Annotated in this window: 10 protein-coding genes; 2 read left to right on the top strand and 8 right to left on the bottom strand. The window is 55.3% G+C overall.

Annotation, left to right across the window (positions count from 1 at the left end; translation table 11 throughout):
- Nucleotides 1–152 precede the first annotated feature (152 nt).
- Together alaS and AC5Q5A_RS06935 are read left to right on the top strand one after the other, a co-directional pair.
- The gene (gene alaS / locus AC5Q5A_RS06940; protein WP_493894789.1) at nt 153–2807 is read left to right on the top strand and encodes an alanine--tRNA ligase; all 2655 of its coding nucleotides are present in this window, start codon (nt 153–155) and stop codon (nt 2805–2807) included.
- A 158-nt stretch (nt 2808–2965) separates the two neighbouring features.
- On the top strand, nt 2966–4321 hold the full coding sequence (locus AC5Q5A_RS06935; RefSeq protein ID WP_063087567.1) for a hypothetical protein: 1356 nt from the start codon (nt 2966–2968) through the stop codon (nt 4319–4321).
- Nucleotides 4322–4408: 87 nt separating this feature from the next.
- Here the strand turns inward: AC5Q5A_RS06935 and AC5Q5A_RS06930 are convergent, their stop codons facing one another.
- The 8 genes from AC5Q5A_RS06930 to AC5Q5A_RS06895 all read right to left on the bottom strand — a co-directional run bounded on the left by AC5Q5A_RS06930 (nt 4409) and on the right by AC5Q5A_RS06895 (nt 13261).
- Nucleotides 4409–5782, bottom strand: a complete 1374-nt coding sequence (locus AC5Q5A_RS06930) for a DUF2254 domain-containing protein (RefSeq protein ID WP_493894788.1) — start codon at nt 5780–5782, stop codon at nt 4409–4411.
- 187 nt (nt 5783–5969) lie between these two features.
- Entirely contained in the window at nt 5970–6812 is an 843-nt protein-coding gene (locus AC5Q5A_RS06925) for a tetratricopeptide repeat protein (RefSeq protein WP_493894787.1), read from the bottom strand.
- 203 nt (nt 6813–7015) lie between these two features.
- A complete protein-coding gene (locus AC5Q5A_RS06920; RefSeq protein ID WP_493894786.1) occupies nt 7016–8440 on the bottom strand; it encodes an aldehyde dehydrogenase family protein in 1425 nt (474 codons plus the stop codon).
- Between the two features lie 78 nt (nt 8441–8518).
- Nucleotides 8519–9250 carry an MBL fold metallo-hydrolase gene (locus AC5Q5A_RS06915; protein WP_493894785.1) on the bottom strand — a complete coding sequence of 244 codons (732 nt, stop codon included), beginning with the start codon at nt 9248–9250 and terminating at the stop codon, nt 8519–8521.
- Nucleotides 9247–10359, bottom strand: a complete 1113-nt coding sequence (locus tag AC5Q5A_RS06910; RefSeq protein WP_493894784.1) for an ABC transporter ATP-binding protein — start codon at nt 10357–10359, stop codon at nt 9247–9249. The genes AC5Q5A_RS06915 and AC5Q5A_RS06910 overlap by 4 nt, the downstream gene beginning before the upstream one ends.
- A complete protein-coding gene (locus tag AC5Q5A_RS06905; protein ID WP_062955517.1) occupies nt 10356–11147 on the bottom strand; it encodes an ABC transporter permease in 792 nt (263 codons plus the stop codon). The genes AC5Q5A_RS06910 and AC5Q5A_RS06905 overlap by 4 nt, the downstream gene beginning before the upstream one ends.
- 1 nt (nt 11148) lies before the next feature.
- The gene (locus tag AC5Q5A_RS06900; protein WP_064782321.1) at nt 11149–12012 is read right to left on the bottom strand and encodes an ABC transporter permease; all 864 of its coding nucleotides are present in this window, start codon (nt 12010–12012) and stop codon (nt 11149–11151) included.
- Nucleotides 12013–12172: 160 nt separating this feature from the next.
- Nucleotides 12173–13261, bottom strand: coding sequence for an ABC transporter substrate-binding protein (locus AC5Q5A_RS06895; RefSeq protein ID WP_493894783.1), 1089 nt, complete (start codon nt 13259–13261; stop codon nt 12173–12175).
- Nucleotides 13262–13401: the final 140 nt, after the last annotated feature.

The raw sequence follows: 13401 nt of genomic DNA, 5'->3' as shown, positions 1-13401 counted from the left end.
GGCCCGAAATCGCCGAATTGGGCAAAACTTGCGGCAAATCCCCCGGACTCCTTTCGCCTGACTGGACAGGGCAGGGCCGAGCCGCTAAATAGGGCAGTCCGTTCGCCAGTATGGCGCGCGCAGTTGTTCCGCGTTTTCCGGGTTGGAGAGATATGCAGACCGTCAACGATATCCGCACCACGTTTCTGGAGTTCTTCCGCAAGAACGGCCACGAAGTCGTTTCGTCCAGCCCGCTGGTGCCGCGCAATGACCCTACCCTGATGTTCACCAACGCCGGGATGGTTCAGTTCAAGAACGTTTTTACCGGCCAGGAACACCGCGATTATTCGCGTGCCGCGACCTCGCAGAAATGCGTGCGCGCCGGGGGCAAGCATAACGACCTTGAAAATGTCGGTCATACCGCACGCCATCACACCTTCTTTGAAATGCTCGGCAACTTTTCGTTTGGCGATTACTTCAAGGAAAACGCGATTGAATTCGCCTGGAACCTGATCACCAAGGAATATGGCCTGCCAAAAGACAAGCTTCTGGTCACGGTCTATCACACCGATGACGAGGCGCATGGCCTTTGGAAAAAGATCGCCGGTCTTTCTGATGACCGCATCATCCGTATCCCGACCTCGGATAACTTCTGGTCGATGGGTGATACCGGTCCGTGTGGTCCGTGCTCGGAAATCTTCTTTGACCATGGCGATCACATCTGGGGTGGCCCTCCGGGCAGTGCGGAAGAAGACGGCGACCGTTTCATTGAAATCTGGAACCTCGTCTTCATGCAGTACGAACAGATGGCAAATGGTGATCGTGTTGACCTGCCCAAGCCGTCGATTGATACCGGCATGGGTCTCGAACGTATTGCCGCTGTGCTTCAGGGCAAGCACGACAACTATGACATCGATTTGATGCGTGCGCTGGTCGAAGCATCGGCCGATGCCACCAACACCGATCCGGATGGTTCGCATAATGTGTCGCACCGCGTGGTTGCCGACCATCTGCGTTCGACCAGCTTCCTGATTGCCGATGGTGTTCTGCCGTCCAATGCCGGTCGCGGCAACGTTCTGCGCCGTATCATGCGCCGTGCGATGCGCCACCTGCACATGGTCGGAACCCAGGATCCGACGATGTATAAGCTGGTCCCGGCACTCGTAAGCAAGATGGGCGGTGCCTTCCCGGAACTGGTCCGTGCGCAGGCATTGATCGAAGAAACCCTCAAGCTTGAAGAGCAGGGCTTTAAAACCATGCTTGATCGTGGTCTCAAGATGCTTGATGACGCGACCGATGGCATGGATGCGGGCGCGACCCTTTCGGGTGACGTCGCGTTCAAGCTTTATGACACCTATGGCTTCCCGCTTGATCTGACGGCCGATGCGCTCAAAGAACGCAAAATCGGCATCGATGAAGCTGGCTTCACCACCGCCATGGAAGAACAGAAAGCCAAGGCACGCGCGGCATGGTCCGGTTCGGGCGAAGCCGCGACCGAGGAAGTCTGGTTTGACATCAACGACCGTGATGGCGCGACCGAATTCCTGGGTTATGAAACCGAAACCGCCGAGGGTGTTGTTACCGCACTGATCAAGGACGGTGCCGAAGTCAAATCGGCATCCAAGGGCGACGAAGTTGCCGTTCTTGCCAACCAGACCACTTTCTTTGGTGAGTCCGGTGGTCAGCAGGGCGATGCCGGTGTGATCAAAACCGAACATGGTGCGATCATTGAAATTACCGACACCCAGAAAAAGCTGGGAAGCTTGCATGTGCATCTCGGCAAAGTGACCGAAGGTGACGTCAAGGTCGGCGACGCTGCGGAATTCCGCGTCGATCATACCCGCCGTTCAAGCTTGCGTGCCAATCACTCGGCCACCCACCTTTTGCATGCGGTTTTGCGCAAGCACCTTGGTGATCACGTAACCCAGAAGGGATCCCTGGTCGCGGCTGATCGTCTGCGTTTCGACATCTCGCATCCCAAGGCTGTCACGGCCGAGGAAGCCGCAGTGATCGAAGCCGATGTCAACAGCCTGATCCGCGAAAACAGCGAAGTCACCACCCGTCTGATGACCCCGGACGAGGCGATTGAACTGGGTGCGATGGCGCTGTTTGGCGAAAAATACGGTGATGAAGTCCGCGTTGTTTCGATGGGCCTGCCGGTCGCTAATGAACATGCCTATTCGCTTGAACTTTGCGGTGGTACGCACGTGAAGCGCACCGGTGATATCGGCATGTTCAAGATCGTGTCCGAGGGAGCTGTTTCAAGCGGTGTCCGCCGTATCGAGGCCCTGACCGGTGCCGATGCCGCCAAATACATGTCGGCGCGTGAAAACCTTCTGACCACGGTTGCTGCAGACCTTAAAGCCGTTCCTGAGGATGTCCCGGCCCGCGTCAAGGCGCTGCAGGAAGAACGTCGTCGTCTGGAACGCGAAGTATCCGACCTGCGCAAAAAGCTGGCAACGGCCGGTTCTGGTGCGGCATCCGGTGGTGATGCGTTCAAGGAAGTCAACGGTGTCAAAATGGCACTGCGGTCGCTTGACGGCATTCCGGCCAAGGAACTCAAAGGCATGGTCGACGAGCTCCGCGATCAGATGGGTTCAGGCATTGTCGCCCTTGTGTCGGGTGACGGTGGCAAGGCATCCATCGTTGTCGGCCTGACCGCGGACCTGACGGATAAATACAGCGCAGTTGATCTTGTGCGCATCGGTGTTGAAAAGCTCGGTGGCAAGGGCGGTGGTGGCCGTCCGGATATGGCACAGGGCGGCGGTTCCGACCCGGCGCAGGCGGATGCCGCACTGGCCGCGATCGAGGCACACATCGCTGGCTAAGCGATCATCAGCCAAAAAGTCTGATGAATTAAAGGGCCCCGTTTGGGGCCCTTTTTCTATGTAACCCTGCGGTGCTTAAGCTTGCTAAAGTATATCTTTGGGTTGCACGGTTGGCCCTCCGAGAGATAACCTTGAGTTGTATCTTTGGGGGAGTAAAAATGAAGCCAGATTATTTGTCGCAAGGTGAAGCTGCTCGTCTTTTTCCTGTCTTAGCCACCACATCTAAAGAGGGAAGAACAACAGCCGTCGTCCTCAGTTGCCTGACCAGCATTCACGAGTTCGGGCAAAGTCTCCTGAAGTCTGTCAATTTACGCGTCGGTAAGACGTCGTCTGTTGAAGCCTTTACCGAAATTGTTTTTGCTGGTGACAAGGCTGCTTCAAAGGACAGGCCGGACGGTTTGTTAATCGTGCGTACAGGTAAGCGCGAATGGCGTGCTCTTATCGAGACGAAAGTCGGTTCCAATGAACTCAATGACGAACAAGTGGACCGCTATCGGAACTTGGCAAAACTCCATGGCGTCGATTGTGTCGTAACAATTTCAAACCAATTCACGTCTCGTCCTGAAAACCATCCATTACAGTCGGTTAGGAAAAGCCGTTCGAAAATTCCAGTCTACCATTGGTCTTGGATGTTTATTCTAACCACTGCCGATCTTTTGATTAGCAATGATGAGATCGCAGATTCCGATCAGCTCTATCTGTTAAATGAACTTAAGCGGTTTTTGACCCATGAAAGCACAGGGATCAAAGGCTTCGATCGCATGCCGCCAGAGTGGACAGAGTTGAATAAGTTGGTCTCCGCTTCGGAGGCGATACCCGCCAAGTCAGAGGCTGCATTGGCAGTTCTAGAAGCTTGGCACCAAGAAACCCGCGATCTGTCCTTAATATTGACCCGAAAAACTGAGGCTTTGGTTAGAGAAAAATTGCCTCGCAAGCACCTTGATGATCCCAACTTGAGGCTTAAGGAAGAGTTCGCGAATCTCAGAGAAACGAAGCGACTTGGCGCAACATTGATTGTTCCTGATGCAGCATCTCCGGTGGAGATTTATGCCAACCTGATGACACGAACTATCTCTGTTGAGATGTTCCTGAGAGCGCCAGAAGACAAGAAGTCAACTAAGGCGAGAGTTAACTGGCTGCTGAGACAGTTAAAAACAGTTAGTACGCCAGATATTCATGTGCGTTTGATGTGGCCGGGAAGCAGCGAGGCAACCCTTTACCCGTTGGAAGACCTCAGAGAAGACCCAGCTATTGCCGAAACAGGTAAAGAGGGAATGCAAGTTCTCGGGTTCCACATCCTGCTGTCGCGAAGAGTTGGCGCTAAGTTTACACAACAGACTAATTTCATTGCTATCTTGGAACAGATTGTTCCGGAGTTTTATCAAGAGGTTGGACAGAATCTCGTCGCTTGGAGAAAGTCTCCTCCTAAGATTAAGCCTAATCGTGACGGCTCAACTGATGTGAGTGTTGATGCTCTTGAGGAAGAGGCTGAAGAGATGGCCTTGGATAGCTGACAAGTGAAAGATATGATGAATTAAAAGGGCCCCGAACGTGGCCCTTTTCTTTTGTCTGATGATATCGGTTGGTGCCGCGTTTGTTTGTTATGCGTCTTCTTCGAACGCAGAATTTTTGACCGGTTTCTGATGATGCAAGACCCGCGTAGCCGCCCGAACAACGGTTTTACGGTCGTTTTCTTCGGGGATGTCGCGCTCCGCGGCATTGGCGATCATGCGGGCGTGGGTGCGCAGCACTTCGCGTTGATGATCGGTCTCTGCCAGTCGCATCAGGCTTTCAAGGATTTCAGCCATCGGCAACAACACATCCGGCTTTGCGGTCGCAGACTGGCGGATCTGGTCATAGGCCGCCCCCAACATGCCGCCAAAATCGGACATCAGGGCATGGAGGCGAACTTCATTGTCATCATCGCGCCAGATCCCGACCGGATAGCGAAACTGCATGGCATGTGGAAGGGCGTCCCCCAGACGATAGATCGCGGCAATGGCCGTGAACGGGTCATTGATGCCCGGTGACAGGGCGCGCAGAGCAACTTCGACCAGTTGGCGCAGGGCAAATTCGACATCGAGCATGGCCGTGCGGTGCGATCCGATCATGATCGCCTCAAGAATATCAGCGTGGCATTGTTCGATATTGTCTTGTGCCTGTTTGGAGACGTCATCCTTCAAAGGGACGATACGTCCGACAATATCACCGATCAGCACGTGTTGGCCTGCACGGATCACAAGTGAAATACGTGTATCGGTCTGTTTGGCGATTTCACAAATTTTTTCATAATCCACGCCCTGCACATATCCCGAAGACGCGACGCAAATGGCCTGATCGCGGGGGATGTCCTGCGGGTCGGGCAGGGTTGTCTGGGCGCGTTCGGCGGCCTTGATCGGATCGGTCAGGGTGTTGCTGGCCGATTGAATGGTTTCCTCAAGATTTTTGCCAACACGCTGAATGACCTCGTCGGCAACGATCGACCGGCCAAGGTGGTGGACAAACAGGATCAGGACAAAAACGCTGATGACAAACAGCGCAATACCGACCGTCACAGCCAGATGCGGCACCGGGGCAGAATCCGGTTTCTCGCCCATCAGCATAAGGGAGGTGATCAAAAACAGGATGCTGCCAACAAAAGTGCCCAGCGCGTTCTGGGTTTTGTTATCGCCCATGAAGTTGCGGATCATGCGCGGTCCAAGTGACCCGGCGGCAAGGGTGAGAACCACCATCGTGATCGACAGGGCAAAGGTCGTCAGGGTGACCAGTGTGGCCAACAGGGTTTCAAGCAACCCGCGCACCGCCTGGATTTCATTGAACCCGGGCAACAGGCTGGGAAACATGTCGCGCAGGATATCCTGGGGGGCTGCCATAATGCCAACCGCAAAGGCCGCACCGCCCAGTGCAAAAAGCAAAGGCGATACCCACAGGCTATAGGTCAGAAATTCCCAAACGCGGATCAGGCGTTGAACCATGATGCAAAATCCCCTTTCGGGTCAAAGAGTGTCGCGTGACCCGGATCGGGGGAAAACGCATGGACATCATATGATTAAACGCCGATCAGCGCATGCAGTTCCCGCCTGATCTGTTTTGCTGTCAGCAAAGGGGATTTTAAATGCGCAAGCAATGAGGAAACGCGCGCAGAAAGGCAGGGCAGACTTATCAGATATCGACTTGTTCGATGGCTGCTTTGCCGATCAGGGCTTCTGCCTTGGGCGTGCCCTTGCGCGCGGTGTCGGGCAGCTTTGCCAGTTGATCGGCGGCCGCCCGGATGTCGTCAAGGTCATCGATCTCGTCGCAGACTTCCATCACCCGGTTCCAGATCGCGTCATGATCCATCCCGCCCATAACGGTCAGGGCAATGGCGCGATTAAGCGTTGCCTGCGGATGGTTGGCATCCTGGGACAGGATTTGTTCAAACGCCTCAAAGGCCGCGATCAGATGGCCTTCACGCAGATTGATCACACCCAAATCGTTTGATGCAGCAAGCGAGGACGGATTGATCCGAAGCAGCTGTTCAACCGCACGCCGTTCGCTTTCAAAATCCTCGTTGGCGCGATGGCATGTGGCGATCAGACGGTGGATGCTTTCTGATCCCGGACTGTGGTGGGCGGCAGTTTGCAGGGCCGAAAGGGCGGCGTCATAGCGTTCGAGTGCGATCAATGCCTGCCCGCGCAAGGTCAGCATTTCCGGATCAGTCGGTTTGGCGCGCAGCACGATATCAATGTGGTTGAGTGCGCTACGTGCGTCACCGTTTTCGAGCAATGCGCGTGCAATGTGATGCAGGCAGTCTTCATGACCCCCATCAGATTGCAGCACCGTGCGATACTCACCGATTGCTTCGATGACCGAACCTTTTTCATGAAGCGCACGTGCCAGCCCGAAACGGGCATCCAGGTTATCCATATCTTCGCCAAGTGCCTGGCGCAGCATGTTGATTGCGGCGTCATACTGTCGCTGCTTCAAGGCGGCAAGCCCCATATCAGAAAAGGACATTGCATTCATAGGAGGTCTCCCAATCCAATCGCAATCCGTTGACCGGACCGCTGAATTTATCGATTAACGATGGGATTATAATGCCCAAACCGATCATTACCAGCCCTATGTCATAACGAATTCATGACGCCAGACCTGTTGCCGTTGTGAGCCCCAAAAAGCAAAGGCCCCGGAATGTGTCGGGGCCTTTGTGTGATCATGATGCCAGTGCCTTACAGCTTATGGATCATCTTGATTTCCATGAAGTCTTCAAGGCCGAACAGGCCGCCTTCGCGACCGTTGCCCGATTGTTTGTAGCCGCCAAACGGGCTGCCCGCCATCGGGGAAGAGCCGTTGAGCAACACCATGCCGGCGCGCAGCTTGCGGGCAACGCGGTCGGCCTTTTCGGCGTCCGGGGTCTGGACGTAGGCCGCCAGGCCATAAGGTGTGTCATTGGCGATCGCGATGGCTTCTTCTTCGGTGTCAAACGGGATCATCGAGACCACCGGGCCAAAGATTTCCTCGCGTGCGATGCGCATAGTGTTGTTCACATCGGCAAAGATGGTGGGTTTGACAAAGTAGCCCTCATTGGTGTCATCGGGCTTGCCCGCACCGCCGACGAGAAGGGTCGCACCTTCGTCGATGCCAGCCTGAATAAGGGTCTGAACCCGGTCAAACTGGATGTGACTGACAAGCGGACCAATATGGCTGCCTTCCTTGGTCGGATCGCCAACTGATGCTTCTTCGCCAACGCGCTTGGCAACCTTGACGGCCTCGTCATAGATCGAGCGCTGGACCAGCATGCGGGTGGGCGCATCACAAGTCTGGCCGGAGTTATTGAAGACGGCATTCACGCTCCAGGCGATGCGATCTTCGATATCGACATCGTCAAACACGATGTTTGGCGACTTGCCACCGAGTTCGAGGGTCACGCGTTTGATGTTTTCCGAGGCGTCCTTGGTGATTGCCTTACCCGCCCGGGTCGATCCGGTAAAGGACATCATGGTGATGTCAGGATGACGTGACAGGGTCGCACCGGCAACCGGGCCTGCGCCCTGAACCATGTTAAAGGCACCGGCCGGGAAGCCTGCCTCATGGATCATTTCGGCATACAACATGGCATTAAGCGGGGTGAATTCTGACGGCTTGAGAACGCAGGTGCAGCCAACGGCCAACGCCGGTACCACTTTGAGCACGATCTGGTTGATCGGCCAGTTCCATGGCGTGATCAGGCCGCAAACCCCGATCGGCTCGCGTAAGAGATGCTCACCGTTATAAAGGGTCTCCTCGGTCTTGAGTTTTTTCAGCGCGACGATGAAATCTTCGAGGTGGGCAGTGCCGGCTGCGGCCTGCTGTTCATGCGACATGGTCGTCGGCGCGCCGAGTTCCTTGGTGATGGTATCGGCGACTTCGCCATAGCGGCGCTTATAGATCGCAAGCAGGTTTTCAAGCCAGCCAAGGCGCTGTTCAAGCGTGGTCTGGCTATAGCTTTCAAAGGCGCGTTTGGCGGCGGCGACCGCAAGGTCGACATCTTCTTCGCTGGCCAGCGTGATTTGGGTGATGACTTCTTCGGTGGCCGGATTGATCACATCCATCTTTTCCGATGAAATCGGATCAACCCACTTGCCGTTGATGTAAAATTTGCCTGCGTTATCCATTGGAAGCCTTCCTGATCGTTTTGTTGTGTCATTGCCTGGCATTGATGCCCGGCACGGGTGACGTTCGGGGCGTGGTTTTCAGGTTCGTTTCCTCAGCCAGCTTTTTATGATGTCGCGATGGCGTTCGCCGCCATAGCTGGCAAAATGCCCGCCATGCACGACCCGGACCGGCAAATCATAAAGCCGTTCCATGGATCGGACATAGTCGGTTGCATTTGCATGATAAGTGTCTTCGATCAAAGGTCCATCATAAACAATGTCCCCGGAAAACAGGATGCCGGTCGCTTTTTCCCAAAGGGCAATGCCGCCCGGCGAATGACCCGGTGTGTGAATGACCTCGAAATGGCGATCACCGAGATCAATCACATCGCCATCTTCGACAATCCGGGTGGCCGGTGCTGCCTTGACCGCATAGGTGGTCGAGGCATAGGGAGGCGGCGGCAGTTTGGTGAAAATCTCATCCGTGACATAGGGATCAGCCAGCGTGTTCTTGCGCGTCGGGGCAGCCAGCAGGTCGGCCTCGCAGCGATGGCACACCCGGTTTTCAAATTCGTGGTGGCAGCCGATATGATCAAAATGGGTGTGACTGGCAACCGCCTGAACGGACCGTTCGGTGACAAGCGGCACCCATTCGGTCAGAGATACAACCCCCATGCCACTATCAACCAGCATGTCGCCATCGCGCCCGCGGACATGCCAGATGTTGCAGCGGTAAAATTCCTCGATGAACGGTTCGCCGATATAGGTCACGTCATCGCCAACGGTTTTCAGACTGTACCAGTCTTCGGGTTTGGCGCGGTCCATACTCATGAAGCGGTACTCTCTTGTATCGGGTGGGGCGGATGGCCGGGCAACAGCACGACTGAAGCCGGATCAAGGGTCAGTTCCACCCACGCACCCGGTTCAATGATCGCTGATTGCGGCATATGGGCGGTGACCGTCATGCCGGGATAATCAAGCGGGCTTAGGTGGGCGCGATGATGGGTGCCAAAGAACGATCCGTCTTCGACCTTGGCCTTGCCAAGTGTGACGCGCGGTCCGGTGCCGGTGCTGGCCCGGAAGTGTTCAGGGCGGATGGCAAGTGTCACCTGGGTATCGGGGGCAAAGCCCGCGTGGTCAAACGCTGGAAGTTCGACAGAGCCAAGCGGTGTCTTGATGGTCAGTGTTGTTTCGGTCGCGCTTTCGAGCGTGCCGGGGATGAAATTGACTTCGCCCATGAAGCTTGCCGAGAACAGCGTTTTGGGCTGCATGTAAATGCTTTCCGGGCTTCCGACATCCTCAATTTTGCCGGCATTCATCACCACGATCCGATCGGCAATCGCCATCGCTTCTTCCTGATCGTGGGTGACGTGGACAAAGGTGGTGCCAACCCGCTTCTGAATGGCTTTGAGCTCATCCTGCATCTGACGACGAAGCTTGAGGTCAAGCGCGCCGAGCGGCTCGTCAAGCAACAGAACATCGGGTTCAACCGCAAGTGCCCGGGCAAGGGCAACGCGCTGGCGCTGGCCACCGGAAAGTTCATGCGGTTTCTTGTTCGCCGATGTCTTGAGCCCGACCATATCAAGCAGTTCTTCGGCCTTTGCATGGCGTTCGGCCTTGCCGACCTTGCGCATCTTAAGCCCAAAGGCGACGTTGTCGCGCAAGCTCATATGCGGGAACAGGGCGTAGTCTTGAAACATCGTGGTGGTCGGACGTTTGGCGGGGGCAACGTCGCCCATATCCTTGCCGTCGATTTCAATCGTACCGCTGGTTGGCGACAGGAAGCCGCCCAGAAGCGATAACAAGGTGGTCTTGCCGCAGCCCGACGGGCCCAGAAGGACAATGAATTCGCCAGCCGCGATTTCAAGGCTGACAGCGTCAAGGGCGGTGAAATCGCCAAAGGTCTTGGTGGCGTTGCGAATGGAGACAGGGGCGGTCATTTCTTTGCCGTCCTTCTAAAGACAATCAATTCAAGAATAAGCAGCAGCGCAACCGATACAAGGAAGACAACGCTTCCGACCGCGTTGGTTTTCGGGTTCAGGCCCGAACGCAGCATGCTCCAGATTTCAACCGGCAGGGTGACGTCAAAGCGCGACAGCAGGAATGCGATGATGAATTCATCCCAGCTAAACGTCACCGACAGGAAAAAGGCCGCAAGGATCGATGGCATCAACATCGGGGCGGAGACCTGCGTCATCACCTGCCATTCGGCAGCACCCAGATCGCGGGCAGCCCGTTCGATGTTTTTCTGATGATCCCCCATCGAGGCATAAATGATCGCAAAGCACAGCGGCAGATTGATCACCACATGCCCGATCCCGACCGTCCAAAGCGACAGCGAAACACCCAGCCAGTTAAAGGTGGTCAGCAAGCCCAACGCAATGATCAGGTAACTGACCGTCATCGGTGCAATCAGAAGGCCGCGTTGCAGGCGCGATGCCGGCAGGACAAATCGCGCCAGCCCATAGGCCGCACAGAAGCCAAGCACGCAGGCGACCGTCGCCGAGCCGATGGCAACCATCAAGGAGTTCGTCAGAGCCGACATCAGGCGACTGTCAGAAAAGACCTCGCCATACCATTTAAGGGTCGCGCCGTTAAACGGTGGAACCGGCAGGCGACCATCCTGAAATGAAAACAGGACGAGCACGGCCACAGGCAAAAATATGAAGCCATAAAGTGCCGCCAGATAGGACCAGGACAGCAGTTTGGAAAAGCGTGAAGAGATCATTTTACGTTCTCTCCATCTTGAGCCAGCGCGCACAGGCAATATAGGCCAGTGTCACCACAACCATCAGAATGATCGAAAGCGTGGCGGCCATCGGGAAATCGGCGCGGCGGCCCAGTTGCAGCATGATGACTTGCGGCAGGGCGAGTTCGTTATTGCCGCCCAGGATCTGCGGGGTGATGTAATCGCCAATGCAGAGCACAAAGGTCAGGAACGCACCGACCATAATGCCCGGCAATGTTAGCGGTAACACGACATGCCAGAATACCTGAAACCCGTTTGCACCAAGATCGGCGGCAGCTCTGCGATAGTTGGGCGGCATCTGCACCAGATTGGCATAGATCGTCAGCGTCAACAGCATGACAAAGAAATGCACAAACCCGATGACGGTGGCGGTTCGTGTGCTGGCCAGTTCGAGCGGTTCGGAAATCACCCCCAGATAGACCAGGGTGTTATTGATCACGCCGTTTTGCGCCAGCACCAGAAGCCAGGAATAGGACCGCACCACATAGCTTGTCCAGAAGGGTAAGATCGCCATGATCAGCGCCATACGCTGCCATTTTTGCGGCACGCGTTCGGCAATGATCCAGGCCAGCGGATAGGCAAGGATCACGGAAATGATCGTTACCGTGAAGGTGATTTCAAGCGAGACAAAAAGCCCCTTAAGCAAATGGGCCTTTTCAAAGAATTCGATGTAATTGTCGAAATTCCACGCCATGACGATCTCGCGCCCCTTGCGGGTCGCCAAGCTGATCGCGGCCATGACGATAAAGGGAATAACGAAAAACGCGACGGTCCACAGAAGGGCCGGGGTTACAAAGCCCCATGCGCGGCGATTTTCGCGTGTTTCAAGGCTGGCAGTGGCCATAACGGTATCCTTTTAGCAAACCGGCCCGCTTGGATGGGGGGATGGTTGCTTGTAACTCGCTTGGGATGGTGGGCGCCGTTGGGGTCAGCTTACCGCAAGTTTGGCACCGATGCCCCGCAAAAAGCGGGACATCGATAGGTGGCAGTAGACAAGGGATTGCTTACTGCTGGAGCATCTCGACCCAGGCATCCTGCATCTCGGCATCGAGATCGGCATCCGGGATCGGGTAAAGCTGCGAGTTCTTGAGGTATCCGTCCTGATCATCCCAACGAAGGGCTGCTTTCTGGGCGTCGGTCAGGTTTTCGCCCGCCTTGGCGTTGGCCGGCATCCCCCAATAACAAGACGAGGTCGCAAGACGCGCCTGGCCTTCGGGGCTCATGATGTATTGAACGAACTTAAGCGCAAGGTCAGGCTTTTCAGAATCCTTCATCACCCCGATCGACTGGGCCCAGCGAAGACCACCCTGTTTGGGGATGATCCAATCGAGGTTCGGCTTTTCTTCGGACAGCACCGCCGTGATCCATTCACCGCCACCAACAAGGATATCGACTTCCCCGGTTGCGAGCGCAGTCTGGGAAGAAACAACTTCGCCAACCTGTTTGGAGACCTTTTTCATCGCAAACAGCTTTTCCTTGATCGCGGGCATATCGTCCGCACCAAGATCAGCCGTATCAATGCCAAGACCCAGGCCAACAAGGCCGATCACCGGCAGGTAATAGTCATAAACCGCGATGCGGCCGGCATATTTGTCCGACCAGATCACCGACATGTCTTCCATGTCCTTGGGATCGACCTTGGTCTTATCGAACGAAATGGTGTTGTAGCCGAACTTCTCGGTGACAGCATAGGTTTTGCCATCCACCACGTTGTTTTCGGCCATCACGACTTCGGGGAAGATATCGGATGTCGGCAGGGCATCGGCGGGGATTTCGGCCAGAACGCCCATTTCGACCGCGCGATGGACATCAACACCATCAATTACAAACACATCCCAGTCGCCCGGACGGGATTGCTCAATGATCGAAAGACCGGCACCGGTGCCTTCATATTCCTTGAGATTGACTTTGACGTCGTGTTCTTTCTCAAACGGCTCGATCAAGGCCGGATCGGTATGGTCGCACCAGACCAAAGCATTCAATTCTTCGGTTGCTTGTGCGGTTTGCGCCATGGCAACGGCGCCCAGAATAAAGGTCGCAGTGCTACTCAGAAACTTGTTGCGGGTCTTCCCCGTGGATACGTGACGAGACATAGGCTCTCCCTGATTTCATAGTTGAGGCCTCCCTTGAATTGGGTTTTTCGGCGCTTATCTAGCGCCGTTGAAAAAATATTGAACGCGTTCATTTTTTGAGTCAATGTTAATTTTGAACCCGTTCAGTTTTCCGGAGTGAC

The organism is Thalassospira sp. CA1 (assembly GCF_059052855.1).
Note: the sequence above shows the minus strand (reverse complement) of the source record. Positions and strands in the feature narration are given on the sequence as shown.